The 19866-nt window shown below is 64.4% G+C and carries 23 protein-coding genes; 14 read left to right on the forward strand and 9 right to left on the reverse strand.

Features of this window, described 5'->3' with window-relative positions; genetic code table 11:
* Window positions 1-285 precede the first annotated feature (285 nt).
* The 4 genes from ABMC89_RS00685 to ABMC89_RS00700 all read left to right on the forward strand — a co-directional run bounded on the left by ABMC89_RS00685 (window position 286) and on the right by ABMC89_RS00700 (window position 2726).
* On the forward strand, window positions 286-615 hold the full coding sequence (locus ABMC89_RS00685; RefSeq protein ID WP_349564168.1) for an arsenate reductase family protein: 330 nt from the start codon (window positions 286-288) through the stop codon (window positions 613-615).
* A gap of 62 nt (window positions 616-677) precedes the next feature.
* Complete coding sequence (locus tag ABMC89_RS00690; protein WP_349564170.1) at window positions 678-1040, forward strand: putative quinol monooxygenase; 363 nt, start codon at window positions 678-680, stop codon at window positions 1038-1040.
* Between the two features lie 133 nt (window positions 1041-1173).
* Window positions 1174-2358 carry a cytochrome P450 gene (locus ABMC89_RS00695; RefSeq protein ID WP_349564172.1) on the forward strand — a complete coding sequence of 395 codons (1185 nt, stop codon included), beginning with the start codon at window positions 1174-1176 and terminating at the stop codon, window positions 2356-2358.
* 65 nt (window positions 2359-2423) lie between these two features.
* Window positions 2424-2726 carry a hypothetical protein gene (locus ABMC89_RS00700; protein ID WP_349564174.1) on the forward strand — a complete coding sequence of 101 codons (303 nt, stop codon included), beginning with the start codon at window positions 2424-2426 and terminating at the stop codon, window positions 2724-2726.
* 39 nt (window positions 2727-2765) lie between these two features.
* Here the strand turns inward: ABMC89_RS00700 and ABMC89_RS00705 are convergent, their stop codons facing one another.
* The gene (locus ABMC89_RS00705) at window positions 2766-2972 is read right to left on the reverse strand and encodes a cold-shock protein (protein ID WP_349564176.1); all 207 of its coding nucleotides are present in this window, start codon (window positions 2970-2972) and stop codon (window positions 2766-2768) included.
* Window positions 2973-3155: 183 nt separating this feature from the next.
* Here ABMC89_RS00705 and ABMC89_RS00710 point away from each other — a divergent pair, with 183 nt between their 5' ends.
* Window positions 3156-3476 (forward strand): ArsC/Spx/MgsR family protein, encoded by a 321-nt coding sequence (locus ABMC89_RS00710; protein WP_349568484.1) that lies wholly within the window; start codon window positions 3156-3158, stop codon window positions 3474-3476.
* On the opposite strand, the gene ABMC89_RS00715 is transcribed toward ABMC89_RS00710, so the two are convergent.
* The 6 genes from ABMC89_RS00715 to ABMC89_RS00740 all read right to left on the reverse strand — a co-directional run bounded on the left by ABMC89_RS00715 (window position 3473) and on the right by ABMC89_RS00740 (window position 9353).
* Complete coding sequence (locus ABMC89_RS00715; RefSeq protein WP_349564177.1) at window positions 3473-4021, reverse strand: DoxX family protein; 549 nt, start codon at window positions 4019-4021, stop codon at window positions 3473-3475. The two genes, ABMC89_RS00710 and ABMC89_RS00715, sit on opposite strands and share 4 nt — an antisense overlap.
* Window positions 4022-4030: 9 nt before the next feature.
* Window positions 4031-4768 (reverse strand): HvfC/BufC family peptide modification chaperone, encoded by a 738-nt coding sequence (locus tag ABMC89_RS00720; RefSeq protein ID WP_349564178.1) that lies wholly within the window; start codon window positions 4766-4768, stop codon window positions 4031-4033.
* A gap of 4 nt (window positions 4769-4772) precedes the next feature.
* Window positions 4773-5630 (reverse strand): MNIO family bufferin maturase, encoded by an 858-nt coding sequence (bufB, locus tag ABMC89_RS00725; protein ID WP_349564179.1) that lies wholly within the window; start codon window positions 5628-5630, stop codon window positions 4773-4775.
* Between the two features lie 67 nt (window positions 5631-5697).
* Window positions 5698-6000, reverse strand: a complete 303-nt coding sequence (locus ABMC89_RS00730; protein ID WP_349564180.1) for a BufA1 family periplasmic bufferin-type metallophore — start codon at window positions 5998-6000, stop codon at window positions 5698-5700.
* 174 nt (window positions 6001-6174) lie between these two features.
* Complete coding sequence (thrS, locus tag ABMC89_RS00735; protein WP_349564181.1) at window positions 6175-8121, reverse strand: threonine--tRNA ligase; 1947 nt, start codon at window positions 8119-8121, stop codon at window positions 6175-6177.
* An 83-nt stretch (window positions 8122-8204) separates the two neighbouring features.
* Window positions 8205-9353: an MFS transporter gene (locus ABMC89_RS00740; protein ID WP_349564182.1), complete on the reverse strand. Its 1149-nt coding sequence runs from the start codon at window positions 9351-9353 to the stop codon at window positions 8205-8207.
* Window positions 9354-9462: 109 nt separating this feature from the next.
* On the opposite strand from ABMC89_RS00740, the gene ABMC89_RS00745 reads away from it, so the two are divergent.
* The 6 genes from ABMC89_RS00745 (at window position 9463) to ABMC89_RS00770 (ending at window position 14740) form a co-directional block, all read left to right on the forward strand.
* Window positions 9463-10743 (forward strand): MFS transporter, encoded by a 1281-nt coding sequence (locus ABMC89_RS00745; protein WP_349564183.1) that lies wholly within the window; start codon window positions 9463-9465, stop codon window positions 10741-10743.
* Window positions 10744-10786: 43 nt separating this feature from the next.
* The gene (locus ABMC89_RS00750; protein ID WP_349564184.1) at window positions 10787-11023 is read left to right on the forward strand and encodes a hypothetical protein; all 237 of its coding nucleotides are present in this window, start codon (window positions 10787-10789) and stop codon (window positions 11021-11023) included.
* A gap of 571 nt (window positions 11024-11594) precedes the next feature.
* Entirely contained in the window at window positions 11595-12335 is a 741-nt protein-coding gene (locus tag ABMC89_RS00755) for an alpha/beta fold hydrolase (protein ID WP_349564185.1), read from the forward strand.
* On the forward strand, window positions 12332-13312 hold the full coding sequence (locus tag ABMC89_RS00760) for an alpha/beta hydrolase (RefSeq protein WP_349564186.1): 981 nt from the start codon (window positions 12332-12334) through the stop codon (window positions 13310-13312). The genes ABMC89_RS00755 and ABMC89_RS00760 overlap by 4 nt, the downstream gene beginning before the upstream one ends.
* 22 nt (window positions 13313-13334) lie before the next feature.
* Window positions 13335-13946, forward strand: coding sequence for a hypothetical protein (locus tag ABMC89_RS00765; protein ID WP_349568486.1), 612 nt, complete (start codon window positions 13335-13337; stop codon window positions 13944-13946).
* Window positions 13947-14023: 77 nt separating this feature from the next.
* A complete protein-coding gene (locus ABMC89_RS00770) occupies window positions 14024-14740 on the forward strand; it encodes an alpha/beta fold hydrolase (protein ID WP_349564187.1) in 717 nt (238 codons plus the stop codon).
* Window positions 14741-14745: 5 nt separating this feature from the next.
* On the opposite strand, the gene ABMC89_RS00775 is transcribed toward ABMC89_RS00770, so the two are convergent.
* Window positions 14746-15315 carry a DUF6151 family protein gene (locus ABMC89_RS00775; RefSeq protein ID WP_349564189.1) on the reverse strand — a complete coding sequence of 190 codons (570 nt, stop codon included), beginning with the start codon at window positions 15313-15315 and terminating at the stop codon, window positions 14746-14748.
* Window positions 15316-15320: 5 nt separating this feature from the next.
* A complete protein-coding gene (gene phaZ / locus ABMC89_RS00780; protein WP_349564191.1) occupies window positions 15321-16607 on the reverse strand; it encodes a polyhydroxyalkanoate depolymerase in 1287 nt (428 codons plus the stop codon).
* 116 nt (window positions 16608-16723) lie between these two features.
* On the opposite strand from phaZ, the gene ABMC89_RS00785 reads away from it, so the two are divergent.
* From ABMC89_RS00785 to phaR, 3 genes are all read left to right on the forward strand, one after another.
* A complete protein-coding gene (locus ABMC89_RS00785) occupies window positions 16724-18529 on the forward strand; it encodes a PHA/PHB synthase family protein (RefSeq protein ID WP_349564193.1) in 1806 nt (601 codons plus the stop codon).
* Between the two features lie 175 nt (window positions 18530-18704).
* Window positions 18705-19151, forward strand: a complete 447-nt coding sequence (locus tag ABMC89_RS00790; RefSeq protein ID WP_349564195.1) for a phasin family protein — start codon at window positions 18705-18707, stop codon at window positions 19149-19151.
* A 135-nt stretch (window positions 19152-19286) separates the two neighbouring features.
* Window positions 19287-19859, forward strand: a complete 573-nt coding sequence (gene phaR, locus ABMC89_RS00795; RefSeq protein WP_349564197.1) for a polyhydroxyalkanoate synthesis repressor PhaR — start codon at window positions 19287-19289, stop codon at window positions 19857-19859.
* The last annotated feature ends 7 nt before the right edge of the window (window positions 19860-19866 follow it).

The following is a 19866-nucleotide window of genomic DNA, read 5'->3' on the forward strand; positions in this document are numbered from 1 at the left end:
GCCCGAACCGCCCCCACGGGGCGGGCGCTTGACGCCCACCCCTCGGTTCGGGCGCGGTGCTCTAATATGATGTCACACTTTCTATGCCCGGCGAAGTTCTTTCGAAATCCGCGTTCGGCATTTCAAAAGGTCCGCCGGACCTTTTGATCCGGCTTTGCCGGACCATACCTCACCCCCACACGGGGCGGGCGCGGCGATCCAGATCAGGGCATCTCCCATTTCCTCGCCGGGGGGGAGGCGCTACACCGGACGCACCCCGAAGCCCACAACCCGAAAGCCCCCGCCATGATCCTCTACGGACTGCCCACCTGTTCCGCCTGCAAGACCGCCCTCAAGGCGCTCACCGACGCGGGCCACACCGTCACCTTCCGCGACGTGCGCGCCGACCGGCTGAGCGAGGCCGAATGGGCCACGCTGCTCGCCGAATTCGGCGACACCCTCGTCGACCGCTCCTCTCAGACCTACCGCAACCTCAACGCGTGGATGCGCGAATCCGAGGCCGAGGCGCAGCTGCTGGACCAGCCCGCCCTCATGGCGCGGCCCGTCCTCACCGACGGCACCACCTACACGCTGGGCTGGGACGATGCCGCGCAGGAGGTCTGGCTGGCGCGCTAACCGCCATTGCCACGCGGCATCCGCATCGACTACGCTCGGCCTCTTACAGGGGAGGGACCGCGATGAGCGACGTGATCGAATGGGTGCTGGAGCTTGAGGTTTCCGCAGGGCAGGCCGACGGCATGGCCGATCTGCTGGAGGAAATGGTCGCGGCCACCAAGGCGAACGAGCCCGGCGCGCTGCACTACGAATATTACATCAGCGACGATGGCACCCGCGTCACCTCTCTGGAACGCTACGCCGACAACGCCGCCGCGATGACCCACCTCGCCAATTTCGGCGCGCAGTTCGCCGAGCGTTTCCTTGCCACCTTCGCCCCCTTGCGGTTCAGCGTCTTCGGCCCGGCCGGGGCGGACCTGCGCGCGGGGGTGGCCGCCTTCGGGGCCGAGCATATGGCGTTCCACAAAGGCTTCGCGCGGGGCTGAGCGGCGCCATTGCCCGCGACCGTGCGGGGCGTTCAGCAAAAATAAGTGAATATTAACAAATAGTTGCGGTTACCCACGGGTAACCGCGCAGCCCGCGATTGACACGCGCCGCAAAGCGCCCAAACTCGGCCACATGTTTGATCTCGCACATCCCCCCGCAGGCTTCATCGAAAACCCCTTTCCCCATTACGACCGGCTGCTGCGCGAGGCCCCCGTCTGCCCGCAGCCCGACGGATCCTTCGTGATCTCGCGCCATGCGGACCTCAACGCGATATACCGCGACACCGATACCTTCATCTCGGACAAGCGTCAGGCCTTCGCGCCGAAATTCGGCCCCGGCAGCCCGCTTTACGAACATCACACCACCAGCCTCGTGTTCAACGACCCGCCGCTGCACACGCGCGTGCGCCGGATCATGACCTCGGCACTGACCCCCAAGGCCCTCGCGCGGATGGAGCCGGGCCTGATCGCGACCGTGGACAAGCTGCTCGACGACATGCCGGAGCGGCCCGACCTGATCGATGATTTCGCCTCGACCATCCCGATCCAGATCATCGGCAACTTGCTGGATGTGCCGATGTCCGAGCGTGCGCCGCTGCGCGACTGGTCGCTCGCCATCCTCGGCGCGCTCGAACCCACGCTGAGCGATGCGCAGCTGCAAACCGGCCACGCCGCCGTGCGCGACTTTTCGGCCTATCTGACCGATCTGATCGCGCGGCGCCGCGCCTCCCCGGGCGATCCCGAAACCGATGTCCTGACCCGTCTGATCCAGGGGGACGACAGCGGCCAGCTTACGGAGATCGAGCTGATCCAGAACTGCATCTTCATCCTGAACGCGGGCCATGAGACGACGACGAACCTGATCGGCAACGGCCTCGCTCTCCTGCACGACAACCCGTCCCAGCGCGCCCGCCTGCTGGCGAATCCCGATCTGGTCGCCCCCGCGGTCGAAGAGGTGCTGCGCGTGGCCTCGCCCAACCAGTTCGGCAACCGCGAGACCGCAAAAGCCGTGACGATCGGCGGGCACGAGATCCCGAAAGGGACAAATCTGCATCTGTGCATCGGTGCCGCCAACCGCGATCCGGAGGTGTTTGAGACGCCCGAGGCATTCGACATCACCCGCCGCCCCAACCGGCACCTCGCCTTTGCCGGCGGCCCGCATGTTTGCGTCGGCCTGACCCTCGCGCGGATGGAAGGGCGCGTCGCGCTCTCACGGTTTCTGGCGCGCTATCCGGCATACACGCTGTCCGATGACCGCGCGCAGGGCGGGCGCATCCGCTTTCGCGGGTACGCACGGCTCCCCGCAACGCTGGGGTGAAAAAGCTGGACAGGAAAATACCGCTCGGCAAAACTGAACAGGCTACAGCCACGAGGACATTCAAAATGTTTGCACGAAACGGAATTTTCGCATTGGCCTCTGCGGCCGCACTGTTGCTGCCTGTCGCGGCATCGGCCGAGGCCAAGGTATTCGCCTACGGTCACGCGGCGAATTATTGCCCCGCCGGTCTTCAGCCGGTGACAATCGACGGAACGATCTGCTGCGGCACGCCGAACCAGAGCATGACCTACCAGCAGGCAATGGCCCATCCCGCCCCGCGCAAAAGCCACGCGCAGACCATACACCGCAGGGCGCATGTCTCACAGTCGCATTGTCCTGTCGGGACGAAAGGATGTGGGTTCGACTGAGGCAGAGCCCCGGCGCGGGTCCGGGGCACGCCGCTCGGCTTACAGCAGGCTCAGATCGCTAGCCATCTGGCGCCCGTCGCGCCCCTCGGTCAGTTCATAGCTGACCTTCTGATCGTCAGCCAGGCCGGTCAGCCCCGACCTTTCGACCGCAGAGATGTGCACAAACACATCGTTTCCCCCGCCGTCGGGCGCAATAAATCCGTAGCCCTTGGTGGTATTAAACCATTTAACGGTTCCCGTTGGCATCGTTTCCGAGCCTCCTTTTCCAGTCTAGTTCCCGCCGCGAGGCAGGGTGATTGTGCGGCCGGAATGCGGACACACCGTCACGTATAAAAGCATTGTCCGGTTGGCCGAAAAATCAAGAATATCATTGAAAATTTCCGCTCAATTCCCAGAATGTGATCGATTTTTGAGGGATTTGCACAAATGATCGAAGTTTTCGGGCTGAAGAATTGCGATACCTGCCGCAAGGCGATGAAGGCGTTGCCGGAGGCGACGCTGGTCGACGTGCGCAAGGATGGCGTGCCGCAGGCGCTGCTGAAAGACGCGCTTGAGCAGTTCGGCGATCAGCTGATCAACACGCGCTCGACCACATGGCGCGGGCTCGACAGCGCGGAGCGCGAGGCACCGCCGCTGGAGTTGCTCGCGGCCCATCCCGCGTTGATGAAGCGCCCGTTGATCCGGGCAGGGGGCCGGCTGTCGCTGGGCTGGTCGCCCGAGATCGAGGCGCAGGTCAGATTTGCGGTCTAAAGTCCGCGCGCCACGGCACGGTCCAGTGACAGAGGGCCCGCGCCCTTGAACACCAGCACCAGCAGCAGAAAGATCCAGAGCGCGCGCTGGTCCAGAATCACTCCGTCGGGCAGGCGGTCGAACCACGCGCCTGTGACGGCGGGATCGGTCCAGCCACCGTGCCCGTAGAGGTCGGTCAGCGATTGCACGATGACAAAGCCGATCATGCCCAGTGCCGCGAGCCGCGTGAAAAGACCGGCAACGATCAGAGCGGGCAGGATGAATTCGGCCCAGGTTCCCGCGAGGACGACGAGCGTCTGCCACCACGCAAATTGCGAGGTGTCGTAGCTCGCGGCCTCCATCAAGCGGGGGAAAATCTGGACGTAGGCACCCGCCGATGGAGAGAAGAGGCCGGCAAACCCGTCGCCGATTTTCGTCAGCCCTGAGACCCAGAAGTAAAGCAGAAGGATCGCGGCGAACAGAAACCGCGCCAATGTGGGCAAAAGCCAATCCGCCCGATCAAGAGAGGCAGAAAGGCTGCGGTATCTGGAGAGAAGGCCGGTCATATGGATTGCCTATTCTGATGTAAAAGCATGGCTTTGCAGGGCGAGGCTAAGCGACTGCGTGAAGTCGAAATCGGGGTGCTGTTTTTCTGCACGCTCGACCGCTTCGCCAAGCGGAAGATCGTGCAGCGAGCTAAGCCAGACCGCTGATGATTCTTGCAGCAGGTGGACTTCGGGATCGTATTCGGGCCGTGTCACGAGCACGCTCTGACCTTGCGGCCGGGGCTTGGGGGCGTCGGTCGATCGGGCGCGGCGCCACAGATCAAAGAGCGGCCAGCGCGACCGGATGATCCGCGTTGCGGGCGCGAGCGTCAGCCGCACGTGGGCCAGCTGTTCCGGCGGGCGCTGGAGCACGGAGGCATCGAAGGGCCGTGCATCCGCCGCATGATACGCCTCGCGCAACGCCAGATCGAGACGGGCCACATCGCCCAGATAGCCCAGATGCCGCAGCTGCGCGACCCCGTCGAGGAACTCCGGAAACTCGGCGCCGTAGTGCATCATGAGCGGCGAGCGGGGCGGGTGCGCCCGCACATAGAGGGGCACCAGCGTATCGAAATTCTGCGCCCCCAGAAGGCCACGGACGAGGGGGAATGCCGTCTTCATCGCCTCGATCAGAGAGACGGTGACGTTGTTGCGATAGACGTCGTAGCGCCGCCCCGCCTGCGCCCCGTCGGGGCCGGACAGGCCCCGTGGTGCCGGGCGGCCGGCGTCCAGCAGCGCTGCGCGGAATTCGGATTGGGACACTGTCATGGCATCAGCGGTCCACGCCTGCCAGAGCCGCCTGCGCGCGCTCGGCCTCGGCGCGCAGAACGGGCCAGTCGGGCACATCGGTGTCCCATTCCACGAGGATTGGGCGCGGCCCGGTAAGCGCAAGCGTCTGTTCGAGCAGAGACCAGACCGGATCGACCACTGGCGCGCCGTGGCTGTCGATCAGAAGCGGCGCGCCGTGCTCGTCCGTGTCCTCGTCGTGGCCGCCCACGTGGATCTCGCCGACAGCCTCCAGCGGGAAGGCGGCGATATAGTCCTGCGGGCTGAGCCCGAGGTTTGTGGATGAAATGAAAACATTGTTCACATCCAGCAGCATACCGCAGGATGTTCTGTGGATAACCGCGGCAAGAAAGTCGGTTTCCGACAGGGTGCTTTCGTCGAAGGCGAGATAGCTGGACGGATTTTCGAGCAGCATCTGCCGACCCAGCGTATCCTGCACCTCGTTGATATGGTCGCAGACGGTCGCCAGCGTTGCATCCGTGTAGGGCAGCGGAAGCAGGTCGTTGAGGAATTCCGCACCGTGGGTAGACCACGCGAGATGTTCCGAAAAGCTCGCCGGTTTGGCCCAGTCGACCAGTTTTTTCAACCGCTTGAGGTGGTCGCGGTCCAGCGGAGCGTCGCCTCCGATGCTGAGGCCGACACCGTGAACGGAGATCGCGAATTCTGAGGAAAGCGCGCGCAGTTGAGCATGCGGTCGCCCGCCATCACCCATGTAGTTTTCCGCGTGCACCTCGATCCACGCCACCGGGCCGGGGGCCGCCAGCAGATCGGCGAAATGCCGCGGCTTGTAGCCGATACCCACAGCCTGTGGAAGATTTGACCGTTCGGACGTTTCGTCAAACATATCAATCACATTCCCGCGTAAGTTGAGGTGTGCCGGACCCGGTTATCCACAGGGTCCGGCACGAAGATCACGCGGGCAGGTCGCGGTCCAGCGCTTCCAGCGAACCGCTGCGTTCGGAACCGTCGGCCATCTGGGGCAGTTCGATCTCCTCGCAGGTGCCTGCATCAACGAGTGTCCATGCGTTGCCCTGATAATCGACGGTCGACGTGCCCGCGCAGGTCGTGCCGGGGCCGGCGGCGCAGTCGTTTTCGCCCGCCAGCGACACGCCGTAGCATTTTTCCTTGGCGGCGGCCTCTGCGTTGGTGGCGATACCGCCGAAGGATGCGGCGACAGCGCCTGCGATCGCGAGGGTTTTCATGGTTGTAGACATCGTCTCTCTCTCCCTTTGGTGTGACAATTGGTCTGTTTGTACACGCAGTTGAGCAATTGGGTCGCGCAATTTCGACTCACGGATGCGTGTTTCACGCCACTGTCAGCGCAAACGGCAACTTTCTGCGGGTTTGAAACAAAAAAGGGGGCCGAAGCCCCCTTTTCGCCGGTAATGTTACAGAAGATCGGGCGGCGTCGCCTCGACCCGCAGTGCGGCGATCACATCGTCGAGCGCCTGAACGGAGGTCTGTTTCTCGCCCAGCCTGCGGACGGAGACAGTGCGTTCCTCGACCTCGCGGTTGCCCACGGCAAGGATGACCGGCACCTTGCCGACGGAGTGTTCGCGGACCTTGTAGTTGATCTTCTCGTTGCGGGTGTCGGCCTCGGCGCGCACGCCGGCGGCGCGCAGTGCCGCGACCACATCGCGCACGTAATCGTCGGCGTCGGAGGTGATCGAGGCGACGACAACCTGACGCGGCGCGATCCAGAAGGGCAGGCGGCCTGCGTGTTCCTCGATCAGGATGCCGATGAACCGCTCGAAGCTGCCCAGCGTCGCGCGGTGCAGCATGACGGGACGGTGTTTCGCCCCATCAGCGCCGATGTAGGTACTGTCGAGCCGTTCGGGCAGCACGAAGTCGACCTGATGGGTCCCGCACTGCCAGTCCCGTCCGATGGCATCGGTCAGCACGAACTCCAGCTTGGGGCCGTAGAACGCCCCTTCGCCGGGGTTGAGCGTGGGTTCGATCCCCGCCGCGCGGGTGGCCGACAGGAGGGCGGCTTCGGCCTTGTCCCAGACCTCGTCCGATCCGGCGCGGGTTTCGGGGCGGTCGGAGAACTTCACGCTGAATTTCTCGAACCCCAGATCGCGGTATACGGCAGAGAGGAAGGCGATGAACTCGGCGGTTTCCGCCTCGATCTGGTCCTCTCGGCAGAAGATGTGGCCATCGTCCTGGGTAAATCCGCGCACGCGCATGATCCCGTGCAGCGCGCCCGAAGGCTCGTACCGGTTGCACGAGCCGAATTCGGCCATGCGCAGGGGCAGGTCGCGGTAGGATTTCAGCCCCTGGTTGAAGATCTGCACGTGACAGGGGCAGTTCATCGGCTTGAGCGCATTGACCGCCTTTTCGCGGGCGTGCTCCTCGTCGACTTCGACGATGAACATGTGCTCCTGATATTTTTCCCAGTGGCCGGAGGCTTCCCAGAGCTTGCGATCCACGACTTGCGGTGTGTTCACCTCGACGTAGCCGCCCGCGCGCTGCTTGCGGCGCATGTAGTCCTGCAGCTGGGTGTAGATCATCCAGCCGTTGGGATGCCAGAAGACCTGACCGGGGGCTTCTTCCTGCATGTGGAACAGGTCCATCTCGCGGCCGAGCTTGCGGTGGTCACGCTTGGCCGCTTCCTCCAGCATATTGAGATGCGCGCGCAGCTTTTCCTTGCCGGTGAAAGCCACGCCATAGATGCGTTGCAGCATCGCGCGGCTGCTGTCGCCGCGCCAGTAGGCACCGGCGATGGACATCAGCTTGAACGCGTCGCCGGGGACCTGACCGGTGTGTTGCAGGTGCGGGCCGCGACACAGGTCCTGCCAGTCGCCGTGCCAGTACATCCGCAGCGGCTCGTCGCCCGGGATCGCTTCGATCAGCTCGACCTTGTAGGGCTCGCCCAGATCCTCGTAGTGCTTGATGGCGCGGGAGCGGTCCCAGACCTCGGTGCGCACCGGGTCGCGTTTGTTGATGATGTCCTTCATCCGCTTTTCGATCAGCCCGAGGTCTTCGGGCGTGAAGGGTTCGGCGCGGTCGAAATCGTAGTACCAGCCGTCCTTGATGACCGGCCCGATCGTTACCTTGGTGTCGGGCCAGATTTCCTGCACGGCGCGGGCCATGATATGCGCCAGATCGTGGCGCACCAGCTCGTTGGCCTGCTCTTCGTCGGCCATGGTGTGGATCGCGATGTCGGCGTCGGCCTCGATCGGCCATGCCAGATCGTAATGCGCGCCGTCTACGGTGGCGGAAATGGCCTTCTTGGCCAGCGATTTGGAAATGTCGGCAGCGACCTCGCCCGCAGTGATGCCTGCGTCGTAGCTGCGTGAATTGCCATCGGGAAGGGTAAGGGTGATCTGGGCCATGGGGCCTCCTCGTCGGTTTGGCGCCTACGAGACGCCCGGTTGCGGGTTATGTGGCGCGTGTCTGACCGCAGCGGCGGCCTGCGTCAAGAGGGCTGGGGCCGCAAAGGTGTCAGCCGGGCCGAAATCAGGATGTGCAGAAGGGCGGCAAAGGCGCAGATCCCGCCCCCGATGCCGGTGGCGGCAAGGCCGAAGCCGCTGACGATCAGCCCGCCGAGCGCGGAGCCGAGGGCCGCGCCGACGTAGATGGCCGCAGCGTTGAGCGCCAGCACCACCGGTGCCAGCGGCCCGGCCAAGCCGATCAGGCGCAACTGCTGGCCCGCCATGAAGGACCACCCGCAGACCGCCCAGACGAAGGACAAAAGGAACAACAGGGGGGCCGCCACCGGCAGCAGCGTGAACATCGGCATCAGGATCACCTGTGACACGCACAGCGCGGTCAGGGTCTTGTACCACCCCAGCCTGTCGGCCAGCACACCGCCCAGGATGTTGCCCGCCACCGCGCCAAGTCCGAAAACCACCAGCGTCAGCGTGATGCCATCGCGGCCAAAGCCCATGGTCTCGCTCAGCAGGGGGGCGATGAAAGTGTAGAGCACGTACATCGCACCCAGAAAGGTGCCGGTAAACAGGATCGCCAGCATCATGCGCCCCTCGCGCAGCACCTCGCCCAGATCGCGCATGCTGACGGGGTCGAACCGCAGGCCCGCGGGCACCCGCGTCCAGATCAGCACGATGCAGGGCAGCGACAGTGCGACCACGCCCCAGAGCGCCCACCGCCAGCCGAAGGTGTAGGCGATCCAGCTCCCGGCGGGCACACCCAGAACCTGCGCCAGCGTCAGACCGAAGAAGACCGCCGCCAGAACCCGCGCACGCTGCGCTTGCGGAAAGAGGCCCGCCGCCACCGCCGCGGCGACGGGTGTGAAAATGCCCGCGCCCGCCGCGGCGAGCACCCGCGCCAGCGCTAGCGTCGCGTATCCCGGTGCCAGCGCCGACACCGCCGCGGCAACGGCAAAGATTGCCATGCCACCCGCCATCACGCGGCGCCGGCCCACAGATCCGGTGAGCGACACCAGCACCGGCGACAGCAGCGCGTAGGCCACGGCATAGACGGTAATCAGCTGGCCCGCCTGCGCCGTCGAGCGGCCCAGATCTTCGCCCAGGGGCTCCAGAAGTCCGATGATGACAAAGGCCCCGATCCCGATCACAAAGTTGCAGGCGGAAAGAACGGGGATCAAAAGGCGGTCTTGTGCGTTGGCATCCATGGTTTTCAATAGCATGAAACATTAACAGCACAAGATAACGCGACTGCGGGCCCGGCATTGTCCGGCGCGGACCGGGGGACATATGGCGCAGACAAACACGACACGAAAAGCATTCCGCAAGATTTCGGGCGCGGAGGCGCCGGCCGAGGATCTTCCCGAAGGCGCGCAGGAGGCCGAGGCCGCCAACGGTCTGCGCCACGCCGCGTCGCTGAGCATGACCAAGATCGCGGACGGGCTGATCGACCCCAAGCTGGTGCTGAGCTGGCTTCTGACGACGCTGGGCGCGCCTGCGGTCTATGCCGGTGCGCTGGTGCCCATCCGCGAGGCAGGGGCGCTGCTGCCGCAGATCCTCTATGCGGGGTGGGTGCAGTCGCTGGCGCAGCGGCGCTGGGCGTGGGTCATCGGCTCGGCCGGGCAGGGCGTTGCGGCGGCGGCCATCGTGCTGGCGGCGCTGACGCTTGAGGGGGCGGCGGCAGGCATCGCGGTCTGCGCCGCGCTGGCGGTGCTGGCGCTGTTCCGGGCGCTGTGTTCGGTGTCCTACAAGGACATTCTGGGCAAGACGGTGGGCGAGGCGCGGCGCGGGTCGATCACCGGTCTGGCGGGCTCTGCCTCTTCGGTGGGGGTGTTGGTCTTTGCGCTGCTGCTGATGTCGGGTGTCTTGCAGACCAAGGGGGCGGTGATCGCGGCCATCGGTCTGGCGGCGGCCCTGTGGATGCTGGCGGCGCTGCTGTTCTCGACGCTCAGCGAGGTGGACAGCGAGGGCGAGAGCGATCTGCGCGCGTCCTTCGGTGTGCTCAAGGACAACCCGGTGCTCTGGCGGTTCATCATCGTGCGCGGATTGCTGGTCTCCACCGCGCTTGCACCCCCCTATTTCGTGATCCTCGGGGGCGGCGAGGGCGAAGGCGCGCTGGGCCAGCTCGGCGCGCTGGTGCTGGCCTCGGCGGCGGCGTCCTTTCTCAGCTCCTATGTCTGGGGACGGTTTTCCGACCAGTCGAGCCGACGGGTGCTGATGATCACGGGCGTGATCGGCGCGGCGGCGATGCTGCTGGCCGTGGGGCTGGCGCAGATCGGGCTGGCACAGGCGGTCTGGGCGATGCCTTCGGCGCTGTTCGTGCTGATGATCGCCTACCACGGCGTGCGTCAGGGCCGGTCGACCTATCTGGTCGACATCTCGCCCGAGGACAAGCGGTCGGCCTATGCGGCGGTGTGCAACACGGTGATCGGCGGATTGCTCCTGCTGGCGGGTCTGGCGGGTGGCGGTGCCGCGCTGATCGGGCCGCAGGCGGTGCTGATCCTTTATGCGGCGCTGGCGGTGGCGGCGGCAGCAGTGGCCAAAGGTCTGCCCGAAGCGCAGGACGCTTGAATGACGGCGCGTCCCATGTAACGTGGGAGGGCATAGGAAAGGTATGGCCATGCCCAAGTACAACCGGAATTTTGACCTGACCCTCGGTGATATCGACTTGATCGAGGCCGCTTTGCAGGTGGTAAAACGCGACCTGTCGCTGGGCCGGGAGGGATCGCGCGCCCTGCTGCCGAAGGTAGAGGGCTCCGACCACATGCGCGAGATCGACGATCTGCTGGGGCGGCTCCACAATCAGAAGATCTTCTACCGCCCCAGCGATGCGCCCTATATCGGCGGCTAGCTGCCACAGACGGGCGGCGAAGATCGCGTAGCCCGTCAGCAGGCGGCACAACCGGCCCCGCGGAATGATGACCGGACCCGCAGCCAGAAGAAGGCGATCGCGGTCCAAAAGGTCAGCGCCGTGAAGGCGTCGCGGCGGCCCCCAGCAGCACGAGGATCGCAAAGCGCACCCCGCGTTCGAGCAGCTTCGGCCAGGCGCGTCACGGGCGCTGGAGCCAAGAGCGACTGACTGCCTGATCCGCGATTCGCTCGAAGCAGTCCGGCGCATCCGGCGGAAGAGACCCCGCAGGGGCCCTATTGACCCCGACCACATGGGGGATCCACAGGCAGGCGGCGAGGGTCTTCAGGCTGGTCAGGACGACCAGTTCGGTTGGATAGCCCATCCCGTCAGCCTGCCGCGGTCATCCTGAGGGGGCTTGCGGTCGCGAGCCACGATCTGAACGACGCGGCGGGCCGCGCCCGGCCTTCGCGGACCCCATCCGGCCCGGCGGGTATCTCGTAATTATTTTGTCTCTCCTCCGTTGAATGACGCCCCGTGCCCGCGCATGATCGCGGCAACACAGGAGGGCAGCATGGCCGATACGATTGACACGCCACAGGGTCGCAGGCTGGCCTATCACCGGACCGAGGGGCAGGGGCCCTGCGTGGTCTTTCTGGGCGGGCTGAAATCCGACATGGAAGGCACCAAGGCCGTGCATCTCGAGGCATGGGCCCGCGCGACGGGGCGGGCCTTTTTGCGGTTCGACTATTCGGGCCACGGCGAATCGTCGGGGCGGTTCGAAGATGGCTGTATCGGCGACTGGCACGAGGACACGCTGGCGGCCATCGACAGCCTGACCGACGGGCAGATCGTGCCGGTGGGATCCTCCATGGGCGGCTGGCAGGCGCTGCTTCTGGCGCGCGCGCGCCCCGAGCGGATCGCGGGCATGGTCACCATCGCAGCTGCCCCCGATTTTACCGAAAACGGGTGGTGGGCAGGCTTTGACGCGGACCAACGCGCGCGGCTGGAAAGGGAAGGCCGGGTCGAGCTGCCCTCGGACTATATGGAGCCCTACATCGTGACCAAGCGGATGATCGAGGACGGGCGCGAGCGGCTGGTGCTGCGCGCGCCGCTGGAGTTGCCGTTTCCGGTGCGCTGCCTGCAAGGCACGGCCGACACCGCCGTCAGCGTCGATGTGGCGACCGCGCTGCTGGCTCACGCACAGAGCCCCGACATGCAGCTGCTTCTGGTCAAGGACGCGGACCACCGGTTTTCGGATGGCCCCTGTCTGTCGCTGATCGAGCGGGCGGTCGAAGAGGTTCTGGACGCGTGAGCCGTGCGCGCAGATGGCCGGTGCGGATCATCCTCGCGCTGGTGCTGCTCGCAGGGGGGCTCTGGGCGTTTGGCCCCTACGAGCCTGCAGACCTGCGCACCGATTTCGACGACAGCGTGCTGGACGGCGGCGTGTCCGCCTACCTCAGCTGGCGCGAGGCGCGGGTGCCGGATATCACGCCGGGCGTCGAAAAGCGGGTGGTCTGGGCCGACGGGCCCGAAACGGCGACCGAATGGGCGGTGGTCTACCTGCACGGCTTTTCGGCCAGCTCCGAAGAAATCCGCCCTGTCCCCGACCGCGTGGCCGAGGCGCTGGGCGCGAACCTGATCTATACGCGCCTGCGCGGCCACGGGCGCGGCGGCGATGCCATGGCCGAGGGCAGCGTTGCGGCGTGGATGGACGACACCGCCGAAGCGCTGGCCATCGCGCGCCATATCTCGAACCGCACGCTGGTGATCTCGACCTCGACGGGCGGCACGCTGGCGGCGGCTGCGGCGCTTGACGGGGCGCTGGCGGAGGACGTGGCGGGCATCGTGATGGTGTCGCCCAATTTCGCGATCAACAACCCGCTGGCCCCGCTGCTGACCTGGCCCGCGGCGCGGTACTGGTTGCCCGCGCTTGCCGGAGACCGGCGCAACTTCGAGCCGCTGAACGAGGCGCAGGCGCAGTACTGGACCACCGAATACCCCGCCGCTGCGGTATTTCCGTTGGCCGCGCTGGTCCGCGCGGTGCGCCGGCTGGACCTGTCGCGCACGGATGTGCCGGTACTGTTCGTCTTTTCGGACGCGGACCGCGTGGTGGATGCGCGCGCCACGCGGGCGGTCATGGATGACTGGGGCGGCGCGGTGGCGCGCTGGACGCCGCAGTTGACCGATGCGGACGATCCGTCGCGCCATGTGATCGCGGGCAACATCGTCTCGCCCGGGCAGACGGCGGCAACGGTGACCCGCATTCTGGACTGGGCGGGGGGCCTCTGAGCTGATGCGCAGCCCCCGCAGCATGTGGAGCCTCGAGACCTTCGGCCGCGTGCGCCTGTCGCGCCATTTCTACATGCGCGACTTCTTGATGAGCGAGATCAGCGCCTTCCACGCGGTGCCCAATGTGCCCGACCGACCCGCGCTGGCCATCGAACGGGGCCGCGCGTTCTGCGAGGCGCTGCTGGATCCGCTGGAAGAAACCTTTGGCCGCGTGGCCGTGCGGTCGGGATACCGCTCGGAAGCGCTGAACAGCTATGGCAACCGGAACGGGCTGAACTGCGCGCGCAGCGACAACCCGATCGAGTGTCACATCTGGGACATCCCGCAAAAGCCTGTCGCCGGTGCCTCGGTCGTGATCCCATGGTTCGCCGACCGCTACGCCGAAGGGCGCGACTGGCGCGATCTGGCGTGGTGGATCCATGACCACCTGCCATATTCCGAGATGTGGTTTTTCCCCAGGCTCGCGGCGTTCAATCTGGTCTGGCGGCCGGACCCGCTGCGCACGATCTCGAGCTATATCGCGCCGCGCGGGATGTTGCTGCGCGCCGGCGATGATCCGGGGGAGAGTGCGCAGGCACGGGCGGCGCGCTACAGCGATTTTCCACCGTTTCGGGGCATCGCGTACCCCTCCTGAGGCTGGCCCCTTGCGCCGCCGGGAGCGAGCGGGCATTGCTAGGCCAGTTTGGTGACAGTGCAAGAAGGGGCGACGCAATGCGCGAGGCGTTGGTTATGCTTCCGGGAATGATGTGCGACGCGCGCCTCTTTGGTCCGCAGATCGCCGAGTTGTCGGCGGATACTGCCGTGATGGTCGCCCCCGTGACGCAGGGCGAGCGGATCGAGGAGATCGCCTCGTCGCTTCTGGACGTGCTGCCGAAGCGGTTTGCGCTGGCCGGTCTGTCGCTGGGCGGGATCGTCGCGATGGAGATCCTGCGCCGCGCGCCCGACCGCGTCAGCCGCATCGCGCTGATCAACACCGGACCGCTGCCCGAGACACCGGCCATTGCCGCCGACCGCGAACCGCGGATCGTCCGGGCGCGGGCGGGGCGGATGGACGAGGTGATGCAGGCGGAGTTTCCCGCGCAGTCGCTGGCCCCCGGTCCTTACCGGGGCGAGGTGCAGGAGCTGATGATGGACATGGGCCGGACGCTGGGCGCAGAGGTTTTCATCCGCCAGTCGCGCGCCATGCAACGCCGCAAGGACCAGCAGGCGACCCTGCGCAAATGCAAGGTGCCCGCATTGGTGCTATGCGGTGCCTATGACACGATCTATCCGGTAAAGCGGCACGAGTTCATGGCCGAACTGATCCCCTACGCGCGGCTGGAGGTTCTGCAGGGCTCGGGCCATTTGCCGACGCTCGAGCAGCCCGGCGAGGTGACCGATGCGCTGCGCGCGTGGATGCGCCAGCCGATGATGCTGCAACAGGTCTGAGCTGTTCAGAGCGGCAGCGCTTCGCGTTCTTTGTAGGTCGGGACATAGACGTCCGAGACGGGCTTGCCGGTCTTGACGTCGAAGAAAGGCGTTTGTTTCCAGCGCCCTGATGCAAGCGCTTTGAGCGCGCGCCAGGATGTGCCGCCGTAGAGGCGCAGGCGCGAGGAGTGCTGCGAGCGCCCGTCGGGCAAACGGGTAAAGGCCTCCATCGCGACGGGGCCGATCGCATCGGTATTTTCCAGAATGTTCGTCATCACGCCGACGAGCGGAAACCTTGGTGTCGGCAGCATGGTGAACATCTGCACGCCGCAACACGATGCGCGCCAGCGCAACAGCGATGTCGGATTGAACGAGAAGGCCCGCAGCTTGTCCTGGCCCTGAAGGAAGCTGAGCTTGTCCGGTGTGGTCTGGTAGAGCTCGACCCCGGCATCGCCGGGATCGGTTCCAGTGGTATAAAGGACGGCAGACTGGCAGTAGCGGCAGTAGCACCGCACATGGTTGCCCGAGCGCGGCGTCGCACCGTGCAGCGTGCCCCTGATCTCTCCGCAGGCGCAGGAGAAAGGGACGTCCGCCACCGTAATCAGGCCGCCGTGTTTTTGTTCGCCGGCTTTTTCTGGCGATAGCCGGGAGGTGTGGCGCTTTCGTTGTCGTCGATGAAATCGAGCACCAGAGGCCGGATATTGTTGCGCCAGCTCTTGCCGGCGAAGATGCCGTAATGTCCGGCGCCTTCCTCGACGTGGCTCGCCTTCTTGCTGTCGGGCAGGCCGGTGCACAGATCCAGTGCCGCGATGCACTGGCCGGGGGCGGTGATGTCGTCCTTGGTGCCCTCGACCGTCTTGACGGCGACTGTGGTGATCTTGCCGATATCGACCTTCTTGCCCGCGACGACGAATTCGTTGGCGGCGATTTCCGCCTTCTTGAAAATCCGGTCCACGGTGGTGAGGTAGAATTCGGCGGGCATGTCCATCACGGCGAGGTATTCGTCGTAGAACTTGTTGTGCTTGTCGTGCTCGTGCGCCTCGCCGGACATCACGCGCTGGATCTGGCCCATGAACGCGTCCCGGTGGGTGTCGATGTTCATCGAGATGAACGAGGACAGCTGCAGCAGGCCCGGATAGACCTTGCGGCCGACGCCGTTGTATTTGAAGCCGACACGCTGGATCATCATCCGCTCAAGCTGGCCCATGGTGACGCGGTGGCCAAAATCGGTCACTTCGGTCGCGGCGGCGTTCGGGTCGATCGGCCCGCCGATCAGGGTCAGCGAACTTGGCTGCGCTTCGGGGTCTTCCTCGGCCAGGTATGCGGTAGCGGCCAGCGCCAGCGGTGCGGGCTGGCAAACGGCGATCACATGGGTGTTCGGCCCCAGATGGCGCATGTAGTCGACGAGGTAGAGGGTATAATCCTCGACGTCGAATTTACCCGCGCTGACGGGGATGTCGCGCGCATTGTGCCAGTCGGTGATATAGAGATCGCAATCGGGCAAGAGGCTGATGACGGTCGAGCGCAGAAGCGTCGCGTAGTGGCCCGACATGGGCGCCACCAGCAGCACCTTGCGCTTGGGCGTCTCGCGGCCCTGCACGGTGAAATGGAGCAGGTCGCCGAAGGGACCGGCAAGTTCGACTTCTTCAACGACCGTGTGATCCAGACCGTCCTTGCCCGGCAGGGCGGGGATGTTCCACGCGGGCTTGACCACCATCCGGCTGAACGTGCGTTCGGTTACTTCGCCCCAAGCGCCCATCCACTGAAGCGCGGGGTTTGGAAACATGGAAAAAGCAGGGTAGGATGCCATGGCGAGCGCGGAAGCGCCGAGCCACTGATTAGTGTTTCGGACCGTTTCCATCATATCGTAGGATGCCATGTAACGCATAGGGGAACTCCTGTAACCAAATTGCCCAGAATAGCCGGGGCTTTCCGTCGCTGAACCCGAAAAAAGGCGACGAACAACAAATGCTGCAACTGCAAACATAGGACGGAAGACTTGAGATGACAACTGAAACCACGTCGAGCGATCAACCATCCGCAGAGTCCATGGCGAAATTGACGCAGAATTTGCAGAAGGTGGATGAGCTGCGTGAACGGTTGACCAAGGTGCTGACCAACCGCACGACGCACCAGCCGACACTGGACGCGCCGGGGCATGAATTGTTCACCCGCGCGGCGCAGGCCTACATGCACGAGGCCGTGCAGAACCCGGCCAAGTTGATCGAACATCAGTTGGAATACTGGACGAAATCCGTCACCCACTTTGTCGAGGCGCAGCAAGCGCTTGCGCGCGGCCCGCTGGCCGCCCCCGAGGACCGGACGCCGACGGACCGGCGGTTTTCCAACCCGATGTGGGAACAGCACCCCTATTTCAACTTTGTAAAACAGCAGTATCTGATCAACGCCGAGGCGCTGCATCAGGCGGTCGAGGACGTCGAGGATATGGAGCCGCGCGAGAAGCAGCGGCTCAAGTACTTCTCGCGCCAGATCATCGACATGATGAGCCCGACAAATTTCCTGCCCACCAACCCCGACGCCTTGCAGCGGGCGATCGAGACGGACGGCGAAAGCCTTGTGAAGGGGCTGGAGAACCTGATTCGAGATCTCGAAGCCAACGACGGCGAGATGGTCGTGCGGCTGGCCGACGAGGACGCCTTCGAGCTCGGGGGCAATATCGCCACCACACCCGGAAAGGTTGTGTTCCGCAACCGGATGCTGGAGCTGATCCAGTACAGCCCGACCACCGAAGAGGTGCACAAGACGCCGCTGCTGATCTTCCCGCCGTGGATCAACAAGTTCTACATTCTCGACCTGAAGGAGCAGAACTCGCTGGTGAAATGGATCACCGATCAGGGCTACACCCTGTTCATGGTGTCCTGGGTCAATCCCGACAGCACCTACCGCGACGTGGGCATGGGCGACTATGTCGAGGACGGGTATCTGGCCGCGATCCGCGAGGTCAAGGAAATCACCGGGGAGAAACAGATCAACGCGGTCGGTTACTGCATTGCGGGCACCACGCTGGCGATGACCCTGTCCTTGCTGAAAAAGCGCGGCGACAAGTCGGTCAAATCGGCGACCTTCTTTACCGCGCTGACCGATTTTTCGGATCAGGGCGAATTCCAGCCCTTCCTGACCGATGATTTCATCGACGGGATCGAGGCGGAGACGAAGGACAAGGGGATCTTGCCCTCGGTCATCATGGCGCGCACCTTCTCGTTCCTGCGCTCGAACGATCTGGTCTACGGGCCGGCGGTGAAATCCTACATGCTGGGCGAAACGCCGCCCGCGTTCGATCTGCTTTACTGGAACGGTGACGGATCGAACCTGCCGGCGAAGATGGCGATGGAGTACCTGCGCGGCCTGTGTCAGGGCAACAAGCTGGCCGATGGCGGTTACGACATTCTCGACCACCACGCGACGCTGGACGATGTCGACATCCCGCTCTGTGCCATCGCCTGCGAGACCGACCATATCGCGCCGTGGAAGGACAGCTATCGCGGCATCCAGCAGATGGGCAGCAAGGACAAGACCTTCATCATGACCGAATCCGGCCATATCGCGGGCATCGTGAACCCGCCCAGCAAGGGCAAATATGGCCATTACACCAACGACGATCTGGACCTCGACCATGAGGCATGGCTTAAAGACGCCGAATTCACCAAGGGATCGTGGTGGCCGCGCTGGGAAACATGGCTGAAGAAGCGGTCGGGCAAGATGGTTCCCGCCCGGACCCCCGGCGATGACGGTCGCGAAATCCTGTGCGATTCACCGGGAACCTACGTGTCGGTGAAGGCAAGGGGCTGATTCAGCGGCGCTTTCCGCTAGGTCACTTTTTCTGTGCTGCAGTGCAGAAAATACTTGAAATGCCGCGACGCAGCATCTATGTTGTTTGCAGACGCAGAAATGTGGATGAGCCACAGGGATGCGAACGAAATTCAACCGCTGTCAGAAGACGGCGGGCAATCGAAAGGATGTTACAATGGCTACCAACACACCAGATATCACCGCGATGATGAAAGACATGATGGGTGCATTCCCAGTCGACACATCCGCGATGCAGGCGTCGTTCAAGACAACCGCGACCCTGAACGAGAAACTGTCCGGCGTTGCACTGAACGCAGTCGAGAAATCCACCGAGATCTCCTCGACATGGACAAAAGACACTGTCGCGAAGCTGCAGGAAATGTCGAAAGCCAAAGCCGAGCCAGCAGATTACGCCAAGGCGATGACCGATTTCGCAACCGCCTATAGCGAATCCGCAGCCGAGCACATGGCCCAGTTCGCCGAAGTCGCGAAGAAGGTCCAGACCGACACCATCGAACTGATGATGGCAGCGGGCAAGGACATGACCGACGAAGCGACCGCCGCCATGAGCAAAGCGGGCGAAGACGTCAAAGCCGCCACCAAGAAAGCGGCTGCGAAGTAAGAGGATCGGCGAGACCATCGTGCCTTCCGTAAAGTAACGATTTTTCGAGGGCGGGCTGGAAACAGCTCGCCCTTTCTTTTTGGGAAAGGGGGGTCTAGGCTGCAATGCAGCACAAAGCTCCGGGGAGGACGACAGTTGGCTGAAACAGGCAAACCTCTGCTCATCAAACGGTATGCGAGCCGCAGGCTTTATAACACCGAGACCAGCGATTACGTGACGCTGGAGGATATCGCGGGTTTCATCCGCGATGGCCGCGAGGTGAAGATCGTCGATCTGAAATCAGGCGACGACCTGACGCGTCAGTATCTGCTTCAGATCATTGCCGAACACGAAAGCCGTGGCGAAAGCGTGCTGCCGGTCGATGTGCTGAACGATCTGGTGCGCAGCTACATGACCGGAGGCGTCAGCGTTGTGCCCGAGTTCCTGCAACAAAGCTTTGCGATGCTGCGCGACGGACAGGTGAAAATGGTCGAGAACATGAACTCGATGAACCCGCTGGCCAAGATGCCGGGGTTCGACGCGATGCAGGCGCAGCAACGGGCGTTCATGGACGCGATGACCGGCAAATGGGCCGCCGGTGCTGCCGCGGGCAAGCGCAGCGCCGCCGCGTCCTCAGATCCCGAACCGGAGGCCGACAGCGGCGAGGATCTGGATGCCATCAAGAAACAGCTCGCCGAACTTCAGGACAAGCTGTCGAAGCTGAAGTAATCCCCCG

It is taken from the genome of Sulfitobacter sp. HNIBRBA3233, assembly GCF_040149665.1.
GTDB lineage: Bacteria > Pseudomonadota > Alphaproteobacteria > Rhodobacterales > Rhodobacteraceae > Sulfitobacter > Sulfitobacter marinivivus.